General features: G+C 33.9%; 21 protein-coding genes. 13 read left to right on the top strand and 8 right to left on the bottom strand.

Annotation, left to right across the window (positions count from 1 at the left end):
• Positions 1-154: 154 nt before the first annotated feature.
• The 4 genes from CD29_RS05005 to CD29_RS04995 form a co-directional block, all read right to left on the bottom strand.
• On the bottom strand, positions 155-1873 hold the full coding sequence (locus tag CD29_RS05005) for a b(o/a)3-type cytochrome-c oxidase subunit 1 (protein WP_052124007.1): 1719 nt from the start codon (positions 1871-1873) through the stop codon (positions 155-157).
• Between the two features lies 1 nt (position 1874).
• Positions 1875-2351 carry a cytochrome c oxidase subunit II gene (locus CD29_RS05000; protein WP_036183637.1) on the bottom strand — a complete coding sequence of 159 codons (477 nt, stop codon included), beginning with the start codon at positions 2349-2351 and terminating at the stop codon, positions 1875-1877.
• Positions 2352-2386: 35 nt separating this feature from the next.
• Positions 2387-2515, bottom strand: coding sequence for a hypothetical protein (locus CD29_RS20775; RefSeq protein WP_268870973.1), 129 nt, complete (start codon positions 2513-2515; stop codon positions 2387-2389).
• 216 nt (positions 2516-2731) lie between these two features.
• Positions 2732-3190: a chemotaxis protein CheX gene (locus CD29_RS04995; RefSeq protein ID WP_036183634.1), complete on the bottom strand. Its 459-nt coding sequence runs from the start codon at positions 3188-3190 to the stop codon at positions 2732-2734.
• 339 nt (positions 3191-3529) lie between these two features.
• Between CD29_RS04995 and CD29_RS04990 the strand changes: the two genes are divergently transcribed.
• The 4 genes from CD29_RS04990 to CD29_RS04975 all read left to right on the top strand — a co-directional run bounded on the left by CD29_RS04990 (position 3530) and on the right by CD29_RS04975 (position 10683).
• A complete protein-coding gene (locus tag CD29_RS04990; RefSeq protein WP_036183632.1) occupies positions 3530-7150 on the top strand; it encodes a dynamin family protein in 3621 nt (1206 codons plus the stop codon).
• 3 nt (positions 7151-7153) lie between these two features.
• Positions 7154-7963, top strand: coding sequence for a sulfurtransferase (locus CD29_RS04985; RefSeq protein ID WP_036183629.1), 810 nt, complete (start codon positions 7154-7156; stop codon positions 7961-7963).
• Between the two features lie 141 nt (positions 7964-8104).
• On the top strand, positions 8105-9064 hold the full coding sequence (locus CD29_RS04980; RefSeq protein ID WP_036183627.1) for a stalk domain-containing protein: 960 nt from the start codon (positions 8105-8107) through the stop codon (positions 9062-9064).
• A gap of 410 nt (positions 9065-9474) precedes the next feature.
• The gene (locus tag CD29_RS04975; RefSeq protein WP_036183624.1) at positions 9475-10683 is read left to right on the top strand and encodes an NAD(P)-dependent malic enzyme; all 1209 of its coding nucleotides are present in this window, start codon (positions 9475-9477) and stop codon (positions 10681-10683) included.
• 51 nt (positions 10684-10734) lie between these two features.
• Here CD29_RS04975 and pepF read toward each other — a convergent pair whose 3' ends face one another.
• A complete protein-coding gene (pepF, locus tag CD29_RS04970; protein WP_235801781.1) occupies positions 10735-12531 on the bottom strand; it encodes an oligoendopeptidase F in 1797 nt (598 codons plus the stop codon).
• Positions 12532-12707: 176 nt separating this feature from the next.
• Positions 12708-14081, bottom strand: a complete 1374-nt coding sequence (gene gdhA / locus CD29_RS04965) for an NADP-specific glutamate dehydrogenase (protein WP_036183620.1) — start codon at positions 14079-14081, stop codon at positions 12708-12710.
• A gap of 158 nt (positions 14082-14239) precedes the next feature.
• Between gdhA and CD29_RS04960 the strand changes: the two genes are divergently transcribed.
• The 3 genes from CD29_RS04960 (at position 14240) to CD29_RS04950 (ending at position 17171) form a co-directional block, all read left to right on the top strand.
• Complete coding sequence (locus tag CD29_RS04960) at positions 14240-14719, top strand: YaiI/YqxD family protein (protein ID WP_235801780.1); 480 nt, start codon at positions 14240-14242, stop codon at positions 14717-14719.
• Positions 14716-16038, top strand: coding sequence for a D-serine ammonia-lyase (locus tag CD29_RS04955; protein ID WP_036183617.1), 1323 nt, complete (start codon positions 14716-14718; stop codon positions 16036-16038). Before CD29_RS04960 ends, CD29_RS04955 begins: the two co-directional genes overlap by 4 nt.
• Before the next feature lie 212 nt (positions 16039-16250).
• Positions 16251-17171 (top strand): nuclease-related domain-containing protein, encoded by a 921-nt coding sequence (locus CD29_RS04950; protein ID WP_036183615.1) that lies wholly within the window; start codon positions 16251-16253, stop codon positions 17169-17171.
• Between the two features lie 1000 nt (positions 17172-18171).
• Here CD29_RS04950 and CD29_RS04945 read toward each other — a convergent pair.
• Positions 18172-18999 (bottom strand): squalene/phytoene synthase family protein, encoded by an 828-nt coding sequence (locus CD29_RS04945; RefSeq protein WP_036183613.1) that lies wholly within the window; start codon positions 18997-18999, stop codon positions 18172-18174.
• Between the two features lie 212 nt (positions 19000-19211).
• On the opposite strand from CD29_RS04945, the gene CD29_RS04940 reads away from it, so the two are divergent.
• Positions 19212-20285, top strand: a complete 1074-nt coding sequence (locus tag CD29_RS04940; protein WP_036184058.1) for a 3'-5' exonuclease — start codon at positions 19212-19214, stop codon at positions 20283-20285.
• 81 nt (positions 20286-20366) lie between these two features.
• Complete coding sequence (gene coaW, locus CD29_RS04935; protein ID WP_036183611.1) at positions 20367-21197, top strand: type II pantothenate kinase; 831 nt, start codon at positions 20367-20369, stop codon at positions 21195-21197.
• Positions 21198-21330: 133 nt separating this feature from the next.
• Here the strand turns inward: coaW and CD29_RS04930 are convergent, their stop codons facing one another.
• Positions 21331-21720: a ribonuclease HI family protein gene (locus CD29_RS04930; protein ID WP_036183608.1), complete on the bottom strand. Its 390-nt coding sequence runs from the start codon at positions 21718-21720 to the stop codon at positions 21331-21333.
• A gap of 159 nt (positions 21721-21879) precedes the next feature.
• Here CD29_RS04930 and CD29_RS04925 point away from each other — a divergent pair, with 159 nt between their 5' ends.
• The 4 genes from CD29_RS04925 to CD29_RS04910 all read left to right on the top strand — a co-directional run bounded on the left by CD29_RS04925 (position 21880) and on the right by CD29_RS04910 (position 24481).
• Positions 21880-22071, top strand: coding sequence for a zinc-finger domain-containing protein (locus tag CD29_RS04925; protein ID WP_036183605.1), 192 nt, complete (start codon positions 21880-21882; stop codon positions 22069-22071).
• Between the two features lie 217 nt (positions 22072-22288).
• The gene (locus tag CD29_RS04920) at positions 22289-23167 is read left to right on the top strand and encodes a LysR family transcriptional regulator (RefSeq protein ID WP_036183602.1); all 879 of its coding nucleotides are present in this window, start codon (positions 22289-22291) and stop codon (positions 23165-23167) included.
• 40 nt (positions 23168-23207) lie between these two features.
• Positions 23208-23885, top strand: a complete 678-nt coding sequence (locus CD29_RS04915) for a phosphopantothenoylcysteine decarboxylase domain-containing protein (RefSeq protein WP_036183600.1) — start codon at positions 23208-23210, stop codon at positions 23883-23885.
• Positions 23886-23965: 80 nt separating this feature from the next.
• Positions 23966-24481 carry a YbaK/EbsC family protein gene (locus tag CD29_RS04910; RefSeq protein ID WP_036183598.1) on the top strand — a complete coding sequence of 172 codons (516 nt, stop codon included), beginning with the start codon at positions 23966-23968 and terminating at the stop codon, positions 24479-24481.
• The last annotated feature ends 48 nt before the right edge of the window (positions 24482-24529 follow it).

Genomic DNA, 24529 nt, shown 5'->3' with positions numbered 1-24529 from the left:
AGAAGGATATTTCATGTTTGACGTTTGTTTAGTGTCTAACTGCGAACGCTAGCTCCTCGGCAACTTCAAAACCGCCTGCAAGAGCAAAGAGCGCTCTTTTGTCGGTTTCTCCAGTTGCTTTCGGAGCTGGGCGAGCGTTCTTCGCTTTTCTTTATTAACGACCAATTAAGTGAGGATATCCTACTGAACCTAATGGCGAATTGCTAATGATATCAATGATTGGAACAGTGTAAGCAATAATAATTAGAGCAACTAAGATAACGCCCCACACTTTGAAGTTTTCTAAAATCATCGGAGTTTTTGCAGCTCCTTCTGCAACTTCAGCAACAGGGAATTCTTCATCACCTTTTGGAGCATACCATAATAAGTTAATAACTACACCGATAATTACTAGAATTGCAACGAATAGGATCGTACCACCAACTGCTTGAGCAACTTGGTAAGAAATCCACTCAACCGCTTGTTCTGATCCACCATAAGTTGAATAATCAGAACGACGTGGAGCACCGAATAAACCAGCAATATGCATTGCTCCAGACATAATGACCATACCAATTGACCATAAGATACCACCTGTAATTGCCATGTGGTTAATTCTCTGTGTTAATTTACGGCCAGTTAGGTGGGGGATTAACCAGAATGCAGCACCGAAGTATGTTAATACAACAGTAGTAGCCGCAGTTAAATGGAAGTGACCTGTAACCCAGATTGTATTATGAATTAACTGGTTCATTTGATATGATGCGTTTACAATCCCGCCTGCACCACCAGGGATGAATGCGACCATACCGATAAATGGTAATAAGAAACGGCTATCATTCCAAGGTAAGTTTTTAAACCAACCAAAAATACCTTTTGCTCCAAGCTCACGTCCTCTTAATTCAAACGTAGCAAATAGTGAAAATGCTGTCATTAAAGATGGAACGACTACAAACATAGTTAATACAACTTGTAAGAATTTCCAGAATGCATCAATACCTGGCTCTGTTAATTGGTGGTGAATACCTACTGGAATAGAAAGTAATAAGAATAAGATAAATGCTAAACGAGCTAAAGCATCAGAGAAAATCTTCCCACCGATAATTTTAGGAATTGCAATATACCAAACCATATATGCAGGTAACAACCAGAAATAAACAAGAGCGTGACCAAAATACCAGAATAAAGTACGTGATAATAAAATATCAATACGTTCTACCCAACCAATTGACCAAGGAATTAATTGGAATAGTACTACAGCAGCTGCACCAATTGTAGCTACAGTCCACATTAAGTTGTTGATCATAACCATAAACGATAATAGAGGTGTTACTTGACCTTTATTTTCTTTTTTCCATTGAGCAAAACGTAAACCTTGCATTAAAGCTAATATCCAACTTCCAACTACAACTAAAGCTATACCAGCATAGAAGATCCAGTGTGCTTGTAGTGGGGCATAGAAAGTAAAGAGAACCGAAGCTTCGTTTAGAAGTACCATAATAGCAGCAGCTGTTGTTCCAATTGTCATGATCCAGAAACCAATCCAACCAAGTTTACGTTGACCATCTGTATAAGCGCCACAAGTTCGACTTACAGCAGCTGTATGGAATCCCATTGCGAAGTATGTTGTTAATACAAGACCTAATAAAACACCGTGTACTGTTAATACTTGGTAATAACCAATACCCCAAGGTAATTCGAATTTTCCAGAACGTACTAAAACTTGTAGTAAACCACAAAGCCCACCAATAAATAAAGCGATAAATGCGACATACATATGAGCTAGTGCAAGTTTTGCGTCTTTACGATCAACCTTAGTAATAGTTTTGGACTTACTTACTACTTTTGAATTAATAGATTGACTGACTTTAGTTTCTTTAATAGCTGTTGTCATCTTACTCCACCACCTTTAAAGTTGAATACATCATTGCGTGACCGATACCACAGTATTCATTACAAACGATTGTGTACTCGCCAACTTTATCAACTGTAGCAACATATTGAGAAACATATCCAGGCTCTAACATCATATTAATATTCGTACCTGCAACCTGGAAGCCATGTATAACGTCCTTTGTAGTAGCAATGAATTTTACTTTTGAACCAACAGGAACTTCAATTTCCATTGGGTTATAGTTAAATGCAGAAGCAACTAATACTACTTCATAATCCCAATCTTTTCCTTCAACTTTGTGTACACCAGGGTTGTCGAAAGGTGCGATAGTGTCTACTTCTTCATAATTAATTGTCCATTTAGATTGGTTTGGATGAGTACTGCCATGAACAGCTGTCACACCAACAACTACTAGAAAAACAACTAATATGGATGTACCAAACGCTAGCCACCATTTTTCATACTTATGTAAGTGCATTTTTTATCCCCCTCTTAAATAAAGGTTTTTTTACATTAGAAGCGATCCATAAATAGGTTAAAGCAAAGTGCCCAAACGATGATTATAAAGAAGCCTAAGCCAAATACTGCATATAGTGTTCCTTTTAAATTATCATCTGTATGTTTATTGTTGTTACCTGCCATTGTCTCTCCCTCCTAATTTGAAAGATTGGTAATCTACGAATTAATCATATATAAAAACGTTTTCACAAGATGTGATAAAAATCACAGTTCACTATCCGAAATGTGAAATAAATGTGAAAGAACAAAAACCCATATTTGAAAAACAACAAAAGGAAGCTCAAAAAATGAGCTTCCTTTTTTAAATTTAAGAACGTTTCTTCTTATATTATTTAGTTATTATTCATTTCCATCTATCGTGAAGAGAATCGATAATTCACCAACTTCTTCAATGTTAACTGGAATATAAAACGCTGATTCAAAACCGTATAATTTTGTTTTACCTACCATAACAGTAGGTGGAGTAATATCAATATTGATATTTTGTGCACCAGCATGAGTACAAATTGCACCGGCGACCATATTTCCAAACTCACCAGTAAAGGATTCTAACATTTCACCTTCAATAGGCATTCCAAACATTTTAGATGCTAGTTGACCGTATGTTGGCTGATTACTATCAATAATGATTCGTCCTTTAATATCACCTATAAATCCTATAAGAACAGACATCTCTTGTTGAACATATGGTTCATTTAGAAAAGAAACTGACTGAGTTGTGACATTCGCTGGGACTATAGTATTTAATGCTTGTTTTGTCCCATCTATAATAGCTTGAATGTGAATTGAATTTTTCATTTATTTTGCACCTTTCATTGTTCTTGTAATTTTACAAAAGTTTTTATGTATGTCTTTCTAGATTGGATGGTCTGTATAATAATTGTGATTTTATTATAACTTGAAAATAAGGATTAGTATGTGACTTTTTAGAAAAAATTGTCGCAATTTGTTGAATTTGATAAAAACTTATATTTATTTCCTTTCAGTATGCAAAAAGCTAAACATTAAAATAAATTCTCGTGAAATCAACTAGTAAAAATCTTTTCTATTTTTTTATTAAATCTAGGCGATTTTGTTTTTAGTTCATGATAGTATATAATAATTGTGACAAAATTAAGACAAAGGGGTATTAAGTAGATGAGTTCGTTTGATGAAAAACTTCAGCAGTTATTTTCTCAAACTGCTGTTCAATACATAGTGTATAGAAATAATGAAGATACAGCTCGAATGGAAAAACTGAAATTATTTGCGCGAAAATTACAACAAAAGGAATATACGATTGCTTTTGCAGGGCATTTTTCTGCTGGTAAATCGAGCATGATTAATGCATTATCAGGGGAAGATATTTTAGCTGCAAGTCCAATCCCTACTTCTGCGAATATCGTAAAAGTACATAAATCAGAAGAAGATTATGCAATTATTTATATGCATCATGATAAACCAATTAAATTTGAAGCAGGGTACGATTTCAAAACTGTAAAAGAGTTAAGTAAAAACGGTGAGCTCGTTTCACAAATAGAAATAGGACATCGGGATTCAACTTTACCTTCTGGAGTAACTGTAATGGATACACCAGGAGTTGATTCGACAGACGATGCACATGCAATGTCAACGGAATCAGCGCTTCATATTGCAGATATAGTGTTTTATACAATGGACTACAATCATGTACAATCAGAACTTAACTTCCAATTCACAAAACAACTATTAAAATATAATCCAAATTTATATTTAATCGTAAATCAAATTGATAAGCATAAAGATCAGGAGTTAACTTTCGAAGAATATAAACAATCCGTATACCAATCATTCCGAACTTGGGGAGTTGAACCAAAAGGAATCTTCTTTACATCATTAAAACAACTGGATCACCCAAATAATGACTTCCAAACAGTGAAGCGTATTGTGAATGACTCCATGAATGACTGGCAAGAACAACTTCTCATTACCGCAGAAAGTACACTTAAAAAGATGCATGATGAGCATATTGAATATTTAAATGAAGAAAAAAACCAATTGTTAGATGAATTTACTGATATTCTTTCAGAGGATGATTGGAATAATAGACAGGATCTTCTAGAACAATATGAAAAATTAAAACTGCAAACTGAATTGTTCTCTTTCGAAAATTGGAATGACACATTTAAAGATAATAGAAAAGAATTATTAGATAATGCTGCCATTATACCAGCTGATTTTAGAGATAAATTACGATTATTTTTAGAAAGTCAGCAACCAGGCTTTAAAGTGGGCGGATTATTTTCTGCAAAGAAAAAAACTGAAGAAGAAATTAATCGTCGAAAAAATGATGTGTATGAACAATATCAATCAATCGTTAGTTCTCAAATAATTGGGCATTTGAAAGGGTTAATGAAACAATCATTAAAAGATGTTGGAGCATTAACTGACCAAGCCGTTTCCCAAATAGAAAATATCCAATTTGCTTTACCATTTTCATTAATTGAGGACCAAATTCACAAAGGTTCATTAGTAACTGGCGATGCTGTTTTAAATTTCGCAAATCGTGTAGCAGATGCAACAAAACGCTACTTTGTACAGGAAACAGACATTTGGAAAGATCAACAAAAAGATTTTTTAAATGAAGTAGCGCAAGATTCAATTGCTCCCGTTTCAGATAAATTAAACGACCTTTCTAAAAAAGTATCGGTGATCAACAGCATATTAGACAGAGATAGCAGAAAACAATTTGCTGAAAAGCAAATGGTGCAAGTTAATAAGGAAACACGTGATGAAGCAAATAAGCAATCTCAACAATGGAAAAGAGATTTTGAGAAGGATCTACAGGAAATTCGCTTATTCGATCCATCTATGCTGAATACTTCTAAAAATGAGGTAACGAACTATGAGGAAGAAACGAAAGAGTCATCGATAGATAATGTAAGTGGCACAGAAGTGATTCAAGCAGCAATTAGAACTGCAAATGCAGTTAGCAAGATTAATGGTTTTGAAGAAGTGGCAAGCTTTTTAAAGAAAAAAGTGGCAAGATTACAGGAGCAAGATTTCACGATTGCATTGTTCGGTGCATTTAGTGCTGGTAAATCTAGTTTCTCAAATGCATTACTTGGTGCAAAAGTGTTACCGGTTTCACCAAATCCAACAACTGCGACGATTAATAAAATTCGTCCAGCTACAAAAGAGCACCCACATGAATCTGCTGACGTACAGTTGAAAACAGAGGAACAAATGTTAGCAGACATTCAAAATGCATATGAGTCAATAGGGCTGAAAATATCTTCTTTAGAAGAAGCGTTTAAACGGGCTGAGGAAGGTCTTGCGGTTAAGTTAGTTGACGAACGATTAAATGTGCATAAGTCCTTTATTCGTGCATATGCAAAAGGCTATCTAAACTATAAGAACGAATTAGGAAACTTGATTCGAGTTAATAGAACTGAATTTGAACTATTTGTAGCAGAGGAAAGTCGTTCATGTTTTGTCGATAATATCGATTTCTACTATGACTGTCCATTAACTCGAATGGGAGTAACACTTGTTGACACTCCAGGGGCTGATTCAATCAATGCAAGGCATACTGGTGTTGCTTTTGATTATATTCGAAATGCAGATGCAATTCTTTTCATAACCTATTACAACCATGCCTTTGCAAAAGCAGACAGAGAATTTTTAATTCAATTAGGGCGCGTAAAAGACGCATTCGAATTAGACAAAATGTTCTTCATCGTCAATGCGATTGACTTAGCATCAACAAAAGATGAAGAAGAAGATGTAAAAAACTATGTGCGTAATGAATTACAACGTTTTGGAATTCGTTTCCCTAAAATCTTTGGTGTATCAAGCTTAAATGCACTACGAGAAAAAGTGGAACATAGTGATTTGCAATCAGGAATGATACCTTTTGAGGAATCCTTCTATCATTTCTTAAAAGAGGATTTAACTGCAATTGCGATTCAAGCTCTAAATGAAGAAGTGGAAAAAACTCACCAACGTTTAGAAGGACTAATAAAACAAACAGAAGATAACTTACTTCGTAAAGATGAACGTCTTATTGAATTAGCACAACTAGAAGAAAAAATTAGACGAATGTATGCAATGTTCTCAACAACAAGCTTAGAAAGCGATGTAAAACAGGAATTAGACGAACTTCTATATTATGTGTTGCAGAGGGTTTATTACCGATATCCTGATTTCTTTAGAGAAAGCTATAATCCATCAACGTTCGCTTCAAAGCAAGCCCAAGTTGCCTTGAAACAAGCTCTAACTGAAACTTTGGATGCGTTAAAATTCGACTTTGCTCAAGAACTTCGTGTTACTAATTTCCGATTGGCTCAATTTATTCAAAAGAAAATGCAAGAGCGTTATAAAGAAGATGTAAGAACTCTTAAAGAAATGAATGCAAGTTTTTCATTTATTGCTTATGAGTCAGATGAACCGAACTTATTAGAATTTGCTGGTCCATTTGAACAATACGAAAAATATGAATCCGTTAAATCCTTCTTCAAAAACGCTAAGGCTTTCTTTGAGAAAAATGAGAAAGAACAGCTGAGAGCTGCATTAGAAGAGTTAACTAAACCAGATGCTGAAAAATACTTAAACTATGAAAAGGTTCAGCTGCAAAGTTGGGCTACTAGCTTTATTGAAGATGAAGCAGAGAGATTACGAGAACATATCTCTCATGAAGCAATTACTCAAATTCAAACTGAACGTATGTTACTACAGGAAGAAAGTCGACTTACTCTTTGGAAAGAAATCTATTCTGATTTGCAAAAAACGGGGGTATAAGTGATGGGGAAATTGATCGTTGAAGCAAACGAAGTGAAAAAAGATGGGCGATTTATCGATACTCGATTTAATTTGCAAGATAAATCGTGGGGACAAAAAGTGTATGATGAATCACATATTGAAGGGGCTATCTATTGGGGATTAGAAAGCGAACTGTCTAATATGTCTGGTACTGAAGGACGCCATCCAATGCCTTCAAAGGAACAGCTACAACAATTATTTGAAACAGCTGGACTAACATTAGAAGATAACATTTACATTTACGATCAAGGTGTAGCACCCTTTGCAGCACGAGCTTGGTGGATGTTAAAGTATGCTAATTTTCCAAATGTATTTATAGTCAATGGTGGAATAAACGCTCTAATTGAAGAAGGTTTTACGGTTACGAGCGAGATCAAAATGTTTCCAAAATCATCTCTACACCTAGATTGGAACGAAAAAATCTATGCAAACCGTCAAGATGTGAAACAAATTGTGGATGGTAATGATAAAGCTACATTACTTGATGCGCGTGCTTCTGTTCGATATAAAGGCGAACTCGAAACAATTGACGTGAAGGCTGGACATATACCGACAGCTAAAAATTTCGACTGGGAGCAATTAAAAGACAACAACAAGTTAACTGCAACTAAACAATTGCTTGAACAATTCGACAAAATTGATGATATTGTTGTTTATTGTGGATCTGGTGTGACAGCCTCACCACTTTATGCAGTATTAGCAGATGCAGGATATGATAATATTCGCCTATATGTTGGTAGTTTCAGCGATTGGATTACGCAATATGAGGTTGAAACAGGGGAAAATAAGTAATTAGTGATTAGGGACATTTTGTGAGGTAATAACCTTCCAAAATGTCCCTTTTAATTTCTTTATACAATTTCACTATGAAGAGTAACCTTTTTCTTTAATTCACGACAAATAAAATGTACAGATTGAAAGGAGAGAGAAAATATGAGAAAAAAATCATTATCAATAATTGCTACTGCTTCTCTTATAGCAAGTTCTATTATTGTACCAACAGCTTCAGCTCAATACTTAGAAGGTCAAGAAAATGTAGAAACTGATGGATTAGAGTATAAAACTCTAATTATGGGAGATGGTGAAATTCAAACGATATCGATTGATGAATCTTTAGAAATTGCGAAGTTCTTACAAATTGAGGGAATAATAAGTGAAATCTCTGAAGAAATGAATGGCAATTTTTTAGTAACAGTTGGTGGAGAACAGCCGTTTAATTTCTACTTTGACGACAAGACAATTATTCTAGATAATCTTGGCCAAAAAGTTGAGTTAAAAGAAGGCATGAAATTTACAGCTTATGTAGATTCTAACAAACCGATGATTATGATATATCCACCAAGATATTCACCAGAAGTTGTTATCGTAAAGACTGAAGAAGCGGGAACAGTACAACAAGATCAGTTCGATGAAAATTTCTTAAACAAAAATAAAGATTTAGTTTTGAATTTAAATGATGAGACACCAATCTATAATCTATCAGGAAAGAAACTTAGTAAAACTGACATTATCAATAAAAATGTTCTTGTATTTTATACTGTTTCAACAAAAAGTTTGCCAGCACAAACTAGTCCTTCGAAAATTATTGTATTAGACCCATCGAATGAAGAATTAGCATATAAAATTGCCGAATTCGACAACTATGAAGTAAACGGAGTTAAAATGATCCCATTACGTTTAATCGCGGAACAATTGGGTTATGAGGTGGAATATACAGGTAAGGGTGCTATTTTATCTAAGGGCCCAGTGAGCTATACAATTACTATTGGAGAAAAAATGTACGGATATAACAAAGCTCTAAGAAACTTCTCAGAAGCTCCAGCATTATTAGAATATGGTAAAACGTATGTTCCTTTTGAATTATTAGAAATGCTTGTTGGTGAAACTAAATAAAGAAAAAAATCTATAAGGCATAATGCTTTATAGATTTTTTTCTTTATTTAAATTGTGAAATTTTTGTGACTAAATAAATTGCCGTGTTTTCAGTAACTTTTATAAGTATGTGAAATTCTTCATATTTTAAAGGACAAATTAAGTGTTCAAAGTTTCACAAAATAACCTTATGGATTATATAGGGTTAACCTTTATAATAAATGAAATAATTATTATACTAAGAAAACAAAAATGATTATCTTAGCTTCTTTAGAAAGCATTTAAAAATCAACATTAATAACAAGATTATATTGATTTTTAAATGGTTAAATTTATTTTTTCTGAAAATTTCAGCAAATAATATTGACTTTACTTTGTTAAAGCAATATTATTCAAAATTATATATTGGTATCGTTGAAAGGATGAAAATAATGGATTTGATGAAGCAGTCTTTAGTTATGCATGAACAAAATAAAGGGAAAATGACGGTAGCATCTAAAGTTCCGATAGAAGATACTTACGATTTAAGCTTAGCCTATTCACCAGGTGTTGCTGCTCCATGTATTGAGATAGAAAAAGATCGTACAAAAGTGTACGACTATACAATTAAAGGGAATACAGTTGCAATTGTAACAGATGGCACAGCAGTACTAGGTCTTGGTGATATTGGACCAGAAGCAGCACTCCCAGTAATGGAAGGTAAAGCACTATTATTAAAAAGATTTAGCAATATTGATGCATTTCCAATTTGTTTAGATACAAAAGATGTTGATGAAATTGTACAAACAGTTAAAACAATTTCCCCAACATTCGGTGCAATTAATCTTGAAGATATTTCAGCACCACGATGCTTCGAGATAGAAGAACGTTTACGTGCTGAATGTAATATTCCTGTATTTCATGATGACCAACATGGAACTGCTATTGTTGTAGGTGCAGGATTAGATAATGCATTAAAAATTGTAGAAAAGCAGAAAGAGGACATTAAAATAGTCATAAATGGTGCAGGCGCAGCAGGGATTGCAATATTAAAATTGTTGCTTAAACTAGGCTATAAAAATATAATCATGTGTGATTCTTCAGGGATTATTTATAGTGGTAGACCATTTGGTATGAATCCTATTAAGGAACAAATTGCAGAAATCACAAATTTGGATCTCATACAAGGAAGTCTAGACGATGCATTAGTAGGAGCTGATGTATTTATCGGGGTTTCAGTAGCGAATTTATTAAATCAATCGCATATTCAATCAATGAATCATGATCCCATTGTTTTTGCATTAGCTAATCCCAATCCTGAAATTACATTTGAACATGCTAAAGAGTGGGGAGTAAAAATCATTGGAACTGGCAGATCAGATTATCCGAACCAAGTGAATAATATGCTCGCTTTCCCAGGAATCTTTAGAGGAGCTCTAGATGTTAGGGCAAAGGATATAAATGATGCAATGAAATTAGCAGCAGTAACTGCTATTGCTTCCATTGTTTCAGAAGATGAATTAAGTGAGGATTTCATTATTCCAAAGTCATTAGATGAAAGAGTTGCAAAGGCTGTTGCTGAAGCTGTTGCCAATGCAGCAATTGAATCAGGTGTATCTCAACTAGGCCAACTTTCTGTATCACCATTACGTTCAGAATAATAAAATCATAAAAAGGAGATGTGACTTATAAACATCACATCTCCAAAAAAATTAATTTTCTATTTCAGCTGTTAATTCTTCTAATTGGTCAATTAGAGACCCGATAAATGTAATTGTATCTTTTAATGGTTGTTCTGTCGTAATATCTACACCAGCCATTTTTGCTAATTCAACAGGATCTTTCGTACCACCAGCTTTTAATACTTTTAGCCAGTCTTCAACTGCATTACTACCTTCTGTTTGAATGCGTTGATACACCTGGGTAGCAATTGTTAAACCTGCAGAATAAGTGTATGGATATAAGCCCATGTAATAGTGAGGCTGACGCATCCATGTTAATTCTGCACCATCATTGATTTCAACTTCGCCGCCCCAGAATTCTTCTAGAACATCCTTTTTCAATTTGTTAAGGATAGAAGCATTCACGTTACCACCTTGGTCGATAATTTCATATACTTTTCTTTGGTAAGCTGCTTCCAATAAATGTGTAACAAAGTTATGATAATACGTTCTAGCAATGATCGTAGAGATAACCCAGCGTTTGAAACGTGCATCAGTAGAGCTTTTCAGTAGGTGATTTGCCATTAACATTTCATTCATCGTAGATGGCGCTTCAATAAAGTATAAAGATGGTCTTGAGTTAAAGATATTTTGGTTTTGATGAGCTAAATAGAAATGTCCTGCATGTCCTAATTCATGAGCTAATACAAATACTTCGTTCATACGACTTGTCCAAGATATTAAAATATATGGGTGGTGTCCATAAGGGCTTGAACAAAAGGCACCAGTTGATTTTCCTTTGTTTTGCGCAAAGTCAATCCAACGTTCATCAAATGAGCGGTCTAACATATTTACATAATCTTCACCCATAATAGATAAACCGTCTTTCATATACTGACGGGATTCTTCTACTGAAATCGTAGGCTCATAAGATGGATCTAACGGGATTTTAAGGTCAGCAAATGTCATCTTATCTAAACCATGTACTTTTTGCACTAGTTTTGCATAGCGGCGCATATGAGGTGCCAGCTCTTTCATAATAATATCAATTTGTCGATTGTATAACGAACGGTCAACTTGTTGATTAAATAGTAGCGAGTCGAAGATTGAATCATAACCTCTTAAATCAGAGTTTGTTTTCTCTGTTTGTAGGTGCATGTCATATGTTTTTGCAGTTGTATGCTGATAATCTTTTAACTTATTAGAAAATGCATTAAAAGCAGCTCTGCGTTTTTCTGTATCATGCTCTAATTCCCAGTCACCTTCAAATAAGTTATAGCTTAGTGGGAACTTTTCTCCATTTACTTCAAAATCATCAAATTTCATGTCTACAAGTTTAGTAGTATTATATAGTTCATATGGTCCGTCAAAAGTTGTTCCAAACGCTGCTAGTGCTTTTTCAACTTCAGGATGTAATTGATATGGTTTTTTACGGATTAGTTCTTGAATCATAACACTAAACTCAGGTGCTTTTTTACTTGCTTCTTCAAGTAATGCTTCATCAAGTTCAAGCAATTCACTAGTTACAAATGACGTTTCTGCACTAATTGAAGCCATGATTTGACCAACTTTTGCAGCACGAAGTTGTGCAGCATCATTTGTTTGGTCCACACTCAATGCAAGATTTGCAAAAGTACCAATTGGGATCATTTTTTTATATAATTCTTGATAGTCATTAATTACACTAACAACTGAATCAACATTAGAAATTTTCCCTTTAAATGTTTCCACTAATTTAGTAGTATCTGCTTTCGCTTCTTCTAAAGCTTTTTCAAAAGCTTCATCGGATTGGAATAGGTGAGTTAAATCCCACGTTTCTTCAATTTTTACTTCACTTCTATTAATCATACGAATCCCCCTAATAAAATTTACTAGACTATAATTTTATCAAATAAATGGTAGTACTACCAAACGAATTCACCTAAATTTCTCTAAAATTCAGAAAATAGTTAGTTGTATAACGAAAGTAGGGGATAGTCTTGAGATTTAACTTTCAAGACTACCCCCATATCTATTAATCTATATTAATAAACCCCTTCTTTTAATAACCCATCTGCAACTTTTACAAAACCTGCAATATTTGCCCCAACTACTAAATTACCTGCATAACCATAATCTTCTGCAGCTTGTTTACACTGAGCATAAATCGATTTCATAATTTCATGTAATTTTAAATCAACTTGGTCAAAAGCCCAGTATATACGACTTGAATTTTGAGCCATTTCAAGAGCTGAAGTTGCAACGCCCCCTGCATTTGCAGCTTTAGCTGGGCCAAAAAGAACACCGTTATTTAAAAATTCGTTAATTGCTTCTAAATCCGAAGGCATATTCGCACCTTCAGCAACAACTTTAACTCCATTTGCAATTAATGTTCGTGCTGATTCACCGTCAATTTCATTTTGAGTAGCACATGGTAATGCGATGTCACATGGAATCGTCCAAATCCCTGTGCAACCCTCTGTATAAGCTGCATTAGGGCGGTAGTTCACATAAGTGCTAATTCGATCACCATTTACTTCTTTAATCTCTTTAATTACTTTCAAATCAATTCCTTCTGGATCATAAATATATCCATTTGAATCTGAACATGCAACAACCTTTGCTCCAAAATGTGTTGCTTTTTCCATTGCATAGATTGCTACATTCCCTGAACCAGATACGACCACGGTTTTGTCTAAGAATGACATTTTTGCATCTTGAAGCATTTCTTCTACGAAGTAAACTAATCCATATCCTGTTGCTTCTTTACGAGCAAGGGAACCTCCGTACCCAGGTTGTTTACCAGTAAGAACACCTGCTTCATGAGCACCACGAATGCGTTTATATTGTCCGTATAAGTATCCTACTTCACGAGCACCAACACCAATATCCCCAGCAGGAACATCGACATCAGGACCAATATAACGGTATAATTCAGTCATAAAGGCTTGACAGAAACGCATAATTTCCGAATTGGATTTTCCTTTTGGATCGAAGTCAGCCCCACCTTTTGCTCCACCTATTGGTAGGCCAGTAAGGGAATTTTTGAAGATTTGTTCAAAAGCAAGGAATTTCATGATGGATTTATTAACAGTGGGATGGAAGCGTAATCCGCCTTTGTATGGTCCTACAACATTACTGAATTGGACGCGGTATCCTCGGTTCACGTGAACACGGTTTTGGTCATCTTGCCATGTTACGCGGAATGAAATAGTTCGATCTGGTTCTACAATACGTGATAATACATTATGTTTAATATACTCAGGACGTTGTTCAAAAACCGGTACTAAAGATATGAATATTTCTTCCACAGCTTGTAAAAATTCATTTTGATGCGCATATTTTTCTTTAAGCTCATTAAATACTGAATCAACGTATCTTTGAGCTTCTGATTTTGCATTTACAATAGGTGTCGTCATCGTGTAACCTCCATTTTTGTTGATGGTTGTATCGTATTAAAAATTTTCAATCTATTCAATCTTGTTTTTAGATGAATATAATACGTAATTTAGATGTACTATTTTTGGAGTTATATCAATATAGCATTTCAGGTGAGTTAATATTTTAAAACATTAGGTTGGTGATTATTATTTTACAACTGTTAATAGATGCAGATGCTTGTCCAGTAACTGATTTGGCGCTATCAATTTCATCGCATTATGAGATAAAACCTATTCTATTTTGCGATACATCTCATCGAATTGAACGAGAAAATGCAATAACAATTATGGTGCCAAAGGGACCAGATTCTGTAGATTTTAAGCTAGTGAATGCGATTACAAAATTTGATATTGTAATTACTCAAGATTATGGTTTAGCAGCAATGTGTTTAGCAAAAGGAGCCTTTGTTGTGGATCAAAATGGAAGAGAAATGACATCAGAAAATATTGATCAGCTTCTCGCATTTCGATATGAAAGCGCAAAATTTAGACGTGCTGGTGGCAGAACAAAAGGACCGAAAAAACGTACGGAGGAAAATAATTTATCATTCGAGAGAAAGTTTCGACAAATTTGTGAACGGGCAATTTCAATGAAAAGAGAGGTTGGATTAGATTGAGTCAGATTAATATTGATCAGTTATCTGAGAAATATCTATTAATAAATGAATTAAAGAGTTTAAACCCAGTACTGTGGGAAAATGATAATTATTTAATAGATAATGACACGAATAATCAGCTACATTTTGATGAAGTGATTGATGCAGAAAAGAGATTAGAGAGATTTGCACCATATTTAATGTTGGCTTTCCAAGAAACAACAAAATCTAAAGGAATCATTGAATCTGATATTATTGAAATACCTCACATGAAAATGTTAATAGAAGAAAAATATGATTTACACATCCAAGGTAATTTAATGTTGAAATGCGATCATCAATTACCGATTTCAGGTTCAATTAAAGCAAGAGGCGGAATTTATGAAGTATTAAAGCATGCAGAGAGACTTGCTATTGAGAATGGTTTATTAAACATTGAAGACAATTATGAGAAGCTTCACAGTGATTCCTTTAGAAAATTCTTTAGTCAATATAAAATAGCTGTTGGTTCCACAGGGAATTTAGGGTTGAGTATTGGAATTATGGGTGCAAAACTAGGTTTCAACGTAACCGTTCACATGTCTAGTGATGCAAAAGAGTGGAAAAAAGCCTTACTCAGAGAAAAAGGTGTAACTGTAATTGAATACGATAGTGACTATAGTAAAGCAGTAGATGAAGGTAGAAGACAGGCTGAAACTGACCCAATGTGTCATTTTGTAGATGATGAAAATTCAAAAGATTTATTCGTTGGCTATGCTGTAAGTGCTTTAAGAGTACAGCAACAATTTAAACAATTAAATATTAAAGTAGATCAGGATCATCCATTGTTTGTCTATTTACCTTGTGGAGTAGGTGGAGGACCAGGTGGAGTTGCATATGGATTGAAACAAATCTACGGGGAGAATGTACACATATTTTTTGCTGAACCTGTGCAATCTCCATGTATGTTACTCGGGATGATGACTGGATTACATGACCAAATATCTGTTCAGGATATTGGTTTAACAAATAAGACAGAAGCTGATGGGTTAGCTGTTGGCAGAGCATCCTCATTTGTCGGGAAAGTGATGGAGCCCGTACTTAGTGGCTGCTATACAGTAGAGGATCGTTTTCTATTTGAAAGTGTAAAAAGGATGTATGAAAGGGAAGGGATTTTTATGGAACCTTCAGCACATGCCGGTGTTTATGGACCAATTAGTTTGTTAAATAAAGGTTCTGATTATTTGAATAGACATGGTTTGAATGAGAAATTAGAAGGCGCAACCCATTTGGTTTGGTCAACAGGTGGAAATATGGTGCCTGAAGAACAACGTCGACTTTATTTGGAATATACTTATTAAAAGAAGTTTGTGAATGCTCAGAAAAGTAGTTCTGGGCTTTTTTTATTTTGTGAGAATTTGTAGCAGGGGAGGGCGTACAGCGTAGTAGAAATAGTGAAACATATTGTCGAAAAGGTAAAAAATGTTATTATTAAATTAACAACTAAATCTATTGTTAGAGAGGTGAATTTTTGCTGAAATTTAATTAGCTTTCTTGATAATTAAGGGAGGAGATTACATTCTACAAATCAAGATCAGAATCTACGGAACTAGTCATTTTCAGATCAATAATCAATCGAATGAATTTGTCTACAAATGATAAGCAATATTATTACAATCTTAAAAAGGGATTTGAAGGAGAATTATTGTTTGATTCATATGTGGAAAAGTTACAGTGTGATGATTGCTTAGTATTAAACGATTTATTATTTAAAGTAAATAAGACTACTTTCCAAATTGACTCGCTAATCATTATGTCTGATGCGATTTATTTATTCGAAGTGAAAAATTTTGAGGGCGATTATGTTTACATACCTTACTCAAATCAAATTCTCCCAAAATCTAAAGAAGTTGAAATTACAAATCCTCTTATTCAGTTACAAAGAGCTGAATCATTATTACGTCAATTACTTCAAAGTCTCGGATTCAGAATACCCATCAAAGCCTCGGTTGTTTTTGTTAACCCAACATTTAACTTATATCAAGCACCATTAGATAAGCCAATCATTTTCCCAAACCAAATAACTCGTTATTTAAAACAACTCGAGTTTAAAACACTACCAATCACTTATAAACATAAACAACTAGCTGACAAATTAATATCACTTCATCTATCAGAATCAGAGTATTCACAAATTCCTTCCTATAATTATGACCAATTGAGAAAGGGAATTACTTGCGCGGTGTGTCATTCATTTTTAGTTACAATTGAAGATTATAGTTGTATTTGTACGGAATGCGGTCATGTTGAAAATGTTTCTGCCTCGGTTTTGCGCTGTGTGAAGGAATTTAAGTTACTGTTTCCGGATGCTAAGATTACTACTGCTGCTATATTTGAGTGGTGTAGGGTGGTTGAGTCTAGAAAGAGGATTAACAGAATCCTAGAAAAGAATTATACGCTTGTTGGGAAAACTCGAGGGGCATATTTTGAATGAGAGTTAAATCTTTATCCGGTATTATTTGAAACTACTTCTTTTGAAATTGGATGGCGGTTTGTGAGCAGTGATGACCTAATATGTGCTAGAAATGTGACAGTGAGGTAATTTGAGCTGGGTACAGAAGGGACTTCCTAATAGACAGATAAATTGGGACAGTAGCCGTTTATTTGAGAGCAGAGATGTCCAAATAATGGATGAATTTAGACAGTAGCGGTTGATTTGTGAGCAGAGATGTCCAAATAACGGGTGTATTTAGACAGTAGCGGTTGATTTGAGAGCAGAGATGTCCAAATAATGGATGAATTTAGACAGTAGCGGTTGATTTGTGAGCAGAGATGTCCAAATAACGGGTGTATTTAGACAGTAGCGGTTGATTTGAGAGCAGAGATGTCCAAATAATGGATGAATTTAGACAGTAGCGGTTGATTTGTGAGCAGAGATGTCCAAATAACGGGTGAATTTAGACAGTAGCGATTGATTTGTGAGTAGAGATGTCCAAATAACGGATGAATTTAGACAGTAGCGGTTGATTTGTGAGTAGAGATGTCTAAATAACGGATGAATTTAGACAGTAGCGGTTGATTTGAGAGCTGAGATGTCCAAATAGCCAGTATATTTAGACAGTAGCCGTTGATTTGTGAGCAGAGATGTCCAAATAACGGGTGTATTTAGACAGTAGCCGTTGATTTGAGAGCTGAGATGTCCAAATAATGGATGAATTTAGACAGTAGCGATTGATTTGTGAGTAGAGATGTCTAAATAACGGATGAATGTAGACAGTAGCTGTTGATTTATGAGCAGAGATGTCCAAATAATGGATGAATAAAGACAGTAGCGGTTGATTTGAGTGCGGAGATGTCCTAATAACCAGAGAAATGTAACAGTAGTCGGTGGTTTTGACACCTAGACAAAGGAGGTCTTGGAAGATTACCTCTCCAAGACCCCAGATAAGCTCCAACCGCTCTGCTAGATATATCCGGCACGCAGCACATACTAACTAATCTTCCTGTACTTCCTTCACGGTTTCTTCAACTTCCGCGCGGGTAATTTTTTCTTTTCCTTCTTTTAATGCTTTTAACGTTTTATGTGCCAAAGCAAGGGGAAGTTTGCAGAATAATTTAATTGATTTTTTATTTATTTGTTCGATATATAGGTCCGCTTTCGCTAAATTTTCTTCAGCGTATTCAAATAATTGGGCACGTGTCCAGCCACCAGGAACAAAACTTACTCCTCTTTCAACCATATCCTCATCCTGATTTCTCAGTATATTTACCGCCTGAAGACCACGGCCAAATCCAATCGCTAAATCTTTATCGGTTTTAATGCCCGCATTCCACTCCCAAAGGTCTGAAAGCATGACCCCAACAAGTCCTGCAACATAATATGTATACTCATCCAATTCTTCACGCGTGTTTACTTGCCAATTTGCTTTTGACCACTTTGCCATACCATAAGCCATTTCGCTTGTTGATTTTTTAATTAAATGTTCTGCACCATCAGGAATTAGACGAATCCAATCTCCTAAGCGCATAGTTACTTCTGGCATATAATTTTTATATGGTGCTAAAATCTCTAAATATCTTTTTTCATCGAAAGTAGATGCTTCTATTAGTCCGCATACTTCATTTAATAATTGGAACTTCACATCATTTGTTATTTCAGTATGTTCGTTGTCTTCAATTTCGTCGATTGCGCGCATCATTAAATAAGCCGTTGATACCGCCATTTTTAAATCCTTTTGTAAAAAAGTTATAGGAATATAAAAGGTACGACTTGTTTCTTTTAATACACGTATCGCGTCTTTTTGGAGTTCTTTATCATTCATTTCTATATCCTCCGATCATTACACCATCCTTATTATCGTACATTAATTTTAAAGAAAATAAAAATAGAAACTTTTTTAAAATGCGTTTTTTACAAGTTTCCACAAATTACTCACCATAAAATAGTGTCTAATCTGTGAAAGTCCGGTACAATTAGAAAGAGTGATAGGTTTATAGAACAACAGAAAGATGAAGGTGTATAATATTGCATCATATGGCTACATTAATATTTTTGGATATTGAGGCGACATTAATAAACGGAAAACAACACATTATTGAAATCGGAGCATGTAAATGGTCGCCAAATAATACAATTGAATCGTTTGAGCATCTTATAAGACCTTCTAAATTTAAAAGATTAAATCGTCATATACAAAATCTCACAGGGATTACAACGGAGGAACTTTTAAAAGCACCTACATTTCTTACCGTAATGAAAGAATTTATGAAATTTTGTGATGAACTAGAAGGCGAGAAAATTTTCGTTACTTTCGGAGAGTTTGATCGAAAAGTTTTAGAAGAAGAGTTTATGAGACATCAGTTAAATAAAGACTTCCTATATCCAATTGTTGATTTCCAACAAAAATATATGATTGAACATCAGTTAAAAAATCAACCAAGCTTAAATCTATTAATGGAATCACTTAACATTGAAATAGATCAACAGCATAGAGCATTAGCAGATGCGAAAAGTTTACTAAAAATCTTCCGTGCTATAGATGGACTTAAATTAATAGAAAATCAGAAAACAAATGAGTTTATTTTTCTAGTAAGTGATATGAACCAAAAAGAAAAAGTATACAATGCATCGATTACATATATCTCAGGAATTGTTGAGAATGAATACATAACTATTAACGAAGCAAAAAATATTAATAGAGATTTACCATTTGAAGTTCGTACTGTAGAAAAAATCACCGCAGAAGGTGAAACGTCTATCGTTCAAATTTATGATATTCACCCAAATCAATCGATTAAAAACTTTTTAACTAAAACTGTTGAAAAGATGAATCATAAAGTATTAATTTCTACTTCAGGATTAAAAACAATTTCTAAAATTTTTCGACTTCATGGAATTTCGTTACCAAAAACTGAATCTATGTCACTTAAACAATTAGTTACGAATGAAACTGGACTGAACCAATTGACTCAATATACGGATACGTTCGGTGATGATTCTAATATAATTCAACAATTTGAAAAACTTCAAAACGTAATTATAGAAGAATTTAAAAGGAGAAATCTTTTAAATGACGAAATAACTAGTAAATACTACCATAATATTTAAGAGTATTTGGGAAGTAATGGTTGCAATATTATATCCAGAAAGTTAAAGTTTTAAATGGGAAAAACTTAAAGGAGTAAGTACATGCAAAAAGTTGTAGGAATTGATGCTGGTGGAACTTTAACAAAGTTAGTCTATTTAGATGAGAATAATGAACTTGAGTTCAAAATTTTCCCATCAAACAACTTTTCACTAGTGAAAGATTGGATTGAGAAACATCCACAAATTGAAGAAATTGGTTTAACTGGTGGTCGTACAGAACAATTACTAAGTGTTTTAAAGACCATGAAGTCTATACAATATATTGTAGAATTTGAGGCTACTATTAAAGGTGTGGATTATCTTTTAAGTCAAGAGGGGTATGACGTAAAAAAAAGCATTATTACAAACATCGGGACAGGGACATCGATTCATTTTATGGATGGAAAACAACATATGCGTGTTGGTGGAACAGGTGTAGGTGGTGGCACTTTAACCGGTCTTTCTGCGATTATGACGGGTGTTTTTGATTTCAATGATATTATTGAGAAATCCCAATTGGGAAGCAGAGAATCCATTGATCTGTTTGTAAAGGATATTTTTCAAGGTATGGAGGCACCCATAGAGGGGCATTTAACAGCTAGTAATTTTGGGAAAGTTAGTATCTTAAAAGATGCAGTACATAGCACGAATGATCTTCTTGCAACGATACAAGCACTTGTTGGAGAGGTCATTACAACATTAAGTATTCAATATGCTGAACAAAAAAACACTGAACATATTATATATATTGGCTCAACGTTAGCTGATAATGTACATTTAAAAAATGTTATTGGAAATTATACAAAGTTAAAAAAACGTCAACCGATATTTCTAAATAATTGCGGCTTCTCCGGTGCTATTGGTGCATTGTTAAATAAATTGGACGACCGCTAAATTAGATACCTAATGTGCTCATTAGGTATCTAATTTTATGTATAAAAATTTTATCTAAGCTAAACATTTTTGATTTTATTTGCATAGCATATTTCAAAAGAGTCTTCAAATAATAATAGGTACTACTACATCATCATTTACCTTGTTGTATCGCTTGTCGAGCTAGAGCATCTGCTGCTTTATTTTCACTATCAGGAATCCATTTAATAAAAAATAGGTCAAATTCTTTTGTGAGCTTTAATGCTTGCTCAAGAAAAGGTTTATATTCTTCATTTTTAACATATTGTTTTTCTATAGATGCAACAACAATTTTGGAATCAGATCGAACTGAAACAATTGAAGTATTTAATTTCTTTGCTTCTTCCAATCCGCGAATTAACGCCTTAAATTCAGCAATATGATTATTTGTTTCGCCGATGAACTCACTAAATTGTATTAGATGACCCTCGCCTTTAATAAATAAGCCAATTCCACTTGGGCCAGGGTTCCCAGCACTTGCGCCATCAATATACACTTCTAACATATAAATCCCTACTTTTACTCAAATAATTATTGTTTTTAAAGTTATTATAACTTATTGTTAACAAATAATAATGTTTAACTCATCAAAGGCTAGATTGTTTTTGACAATGAATTCAGCCGAATTGTAATATATGTATACGTTCGTAAAGGGGGGAGCTCTGTGAATAAAAATACTGTCATAAAAGATATAGATGAAATTACTGACACATATTGTAACGATTGCCCCATCAAACGCGAATTGCGAAATATTCGTGGTAAATCTGGTGCCCATCGTTTTTGCATAGAGCACTGTTCTGTTGGTGCACAGTTAAAGTTTCTAGGAAATGAATTGATGAAAATATATGAAAAGTAATGTGTTTATATTGTTTCATACGCTATTCTAATTTACAAAAGAATAAACTGCATTAGATTGATTAACATATACAATCTTGTGCAGTTTATTTTTTAATTTGTTTGGGTGGTATTTTTATCCTAACTTATATCTCAATTGGAAATTTTAATATATAATTACTAAATAGATTAGTAAAACGAATGCTTAATATTAATTTACTTCATATAGTGGGTGGGATATGAGTTTATTTAAATATGAAATTTTTCATAAAGTGGCGGAAATAGGAAGTTTCACAAAAGCTGGGGAATTATTAGGTTTGACCCAATCTGCTGTGAGTCATGCAATATCAAGTTTAGAAAAAGAATTTGGGTTTGAAATGATTCATCGAAGTAAAAATGGTCTTAAATTGACAACTGATGGACAAATCATGTTAAGTGCTATAAGGAAAGTTCTTCAAGCACAAGAATTATTAAAACAAGAGGCAGCAAATATTAATGGTGTCACTAAGGGTGTTCTCAGAATTGGAACTTTTACAAGTATTTCTACAAAATGGCTGCCTACTATTATTCAAAAGATGGAACAACAATTCCCTGGTGTACAAATAAAAATTAAAGAAGGAGACTATTATGAAATTGAGAAGATGTTATTGGATGGTGTTATTGATTGTGGTTTTTTAAATCGTCCAAGCTCTAATCACTTTCAATTTACACCGATTTATAGCGATCGCCTTTTATGTATCGTTTCAAACAAAAGTCACTTATATAAAAAAGATTTAGTTGATATTAAAGATGTTGAATTAGAACCGTTTATAATGACGTCTTATAATGGAACAAATGATGTAAAATATATACTTGATATGTATAATGTAAAAACAAATATTCGTTTTGAGTTACATGATGAGTCAGCAATTGTGTCCATGGTCGAACATGGATTAGGGATAACAATTTTACCCGAACTTATTCTGTCGAAGTTACCAATGAACGTTAGAGCTATTCCTTTAGCGCAAAATTGTTATCGAACAATAGGAATTGCAACAAAACAATCTATTTCTCCAGCAACAGAAAAATTTATAAATCTTTTAACTGACTGGTTATCAAAACATAATAACAATGAATGATTAATAGTCTATATAACTTATTAAGCAAGTGGGTGATCTTGTGAAAAATTTAGTAGGTAAAAAAATATTGATTACAAGTGGTGGAACATTAGAAAAATGGGACCTTGTTCGAGGTCATACGAATTTATCTAAAGGGAGCATGGGATGTTTCTTAGCTGAGTCTGCAATTTCACGAGGAGCTGAAGTAATTTATTTACACGGGTATTTTGCAAAGCTTCCTGTTCATGCAAAAGATATGAAAACCATTATGTTTGAAGGAATAGAAGATTTAGGGGAAAAGGTGAAGTCTATTGTGCAATCTGAGCAGATAGATTTTGTTATTATGGCTGCTGCAGGTTCTGACTGGCTAATTGATAAAGTTTATGATCAATCAGGTAATCTAATGGACGAAAAAGGGAAAATGCCTTCAGATGAACCACCAGTTATACATTTTAAAAAAGCGCCAAAAGTGTTAGGTCAAATTAAAGAATGGGCACCAAACACTACGTTAATTGGCTTTAAACTTGAAGCAACAGATAATATTGACTATTTAATCTCTCGTGCAAAACTTCGGATGGAGTCTGCTCAAGCACAATTTATGGTAGCAAATAGCTCCAAGTCATTATATGGTGCATTTGAACCGCATTTCATTGTTGCAGAAAATGGGGAAGTAAAACGTATAGACGGAAAAGAAGATACTGCAAATGCATTAATGGATTTATTAGCTAGCCAAATTTGATTATTGGTCAATTCTGAATTTTCTTAGTATAATTATTTCTAATCAAAGTAATTTTCTAGGAAAAGAAAGGATTGTTTAATATGTCATTGCAAAGTGTTCGTGAGCATTTTAGAAAATTTAATCGAGAACAGGACATTTTAGAATATACTCAAAGTAGTGCAACAGTTGAGGAAGCTGCAATTGCTTTAAATGTTATTCCAGCTCGAATTGCTAAAACGCTATCATTTAAAGATAAAGAAGAAAATGCATTTTTAGTTGTAACTGCAGGTGATGCGAAAATTGATAATCGCAAATTTCGAGATCAGTTTGGAGTAAAAGCAAAAATGTTAAGTGCAGAAGAAGTTGTAGAACAAACGGGTCATGTTATAGGTGGTGTTTGTCCATTTGGCCTTGCAAATAATTTACCTGTATTTTTAGACATCTCCATGAAACGTTTCTTGAGTGTTTTTCCTGCATGTGGAAGTATAAACTCAGCGATAGAGCTTACATGTGATGAGTTAATGGAATACTCTGGTGCACTTACTTGGGTTGATGTTAGTAAAGACTGGGATGGGCTATTAAAAGATGAGTCCCACTTAGACGTTGTGAAAAAGTAATTTAAATGTTCTTTGAAAAGTGGATTGTATTGCTAATAAAAGGGGAAA

Source organism: Ureibacillus manganicus DSM 26584, from assembly GCF_000772945.1.
Lineage (GTDB): Bacteria > Bacillota > Bacilli > Bacillales_A > Planococcaceae > Ureibacillus > Ureibacillus manganicus.
The sequence above is the reverse complement of the archived record's forward strand: the minus strand, read 5'-3'. Positions and strand labels throughout refer to the sequence as shown.

Bases quoted from the DNA above. Each gene is read 5' to 3' on its own strand.
- CD29_RS05005 (WP_052124007.1), bottom strand. From the start codon at position 1,873: ATGACAACAGCTATTAAAGAAACTAAAGTCAGTCAATCTATTAATTCA.
- CD29_RS05000 (WP_036183637.1), bottom strand. From the start codon at position 2,351: ATGCACTTACATAAGTATGAAAAATGGTGGCTAGCGTTTGGTACATCC.
- CD29_RS20775 (WP_268870973.1), bottom strand. From the start codon at position 2,515: ATGGCAGGTAACAACAATAAACATACAGATGATAATTTAAAAGGAACA.
- CD29_RS04995 (WP_036183634.1), bottom strand. From the start codon at position 3,190: ATGAAAAATTCAATTCACATTCAAGCTATTATAGATGGGACAAAACAA.
- CD29_RS04990 (WP_036183632.1), top strand. From the start codon at position 3,530: ATGAGTTCGTTTGATGAAAAACTTCAGCAGTTATTTTCTCAAACTGCT.
- CD29_RS04985 (WP_036183629.1), top strand. From the start codon at position 7,154: ATGGGGAAATTGATCGTTGAAGCAAACGAAGTGAAAAAAGATGGGCGA.
- CD29_RS04980 (WP_036183627.1), top strand. From the start codon at position 8,105: ATGAGAAAAAAATCATTATCAATAATTGCTACTGCTTCTCTTATAGCA.
- CD29_RS04975 (WP_036183624.1), top strand. From the start codon at position 9,475: ATGGATTTGATGAAGCAGTCTTTAGTTATGCATGAACAAAATAAAGGG.
- pepF (WP_235801781.1), bottom strand. From the start codon at position 12,531: ATGATTAATAGAAGTGAAGTAAAAATTGAAGAAACGTGGGATTTAACT.
- gdhA (WP_036183620.1), bottom strand. From the start codon at position 14,081: ATGACGACACCTATTGTAAATGCAAAATCAGAAGCTCAAAGATACGTT.
- CD29_RS04945 (WP_036183613.1), bottom strand. From the start codon at position 18,999: ATGAATGATAAAGAACTCCAAAAAGACGCGATACGTGTATTAAAAGAA.
- CD29_RS04940 (WP_036184058.1), top strand. From the start codon at position 19,212: ATGGCTACATTAATATTTTTGGATATTGAGGCGACATTAATAAACGGA.
- coaW (WP_036183611.1), top strand. From the start codon at position 20,367: ATGCAAAAAGTTGTAGGAATTGATGCTGGTGGAACTTTAACAAAGTTA.
- CD29_RS04930 (WP_036183608.1), bottom strand. From the start codon at position 21,720: ATGTTAGAAGTGTATATTGATGGCGCAAGTGCTGGGAACCCTGGCCCA.
- CD29_RS04920 (WP_036183602.1), top strand. From the start codon at position 22,289: ATGAGTTTATTTAAATATGAAATTTTTCATAAAGTGGCGGAAATAGGA.
- CD29_RS04910 (WP_036183598.1), top strand. From the start codon at position 23,966: ATGTCATTGCAAAGTGTTCGTGAGCATTTTAGAAAATTTAATCGAGAA.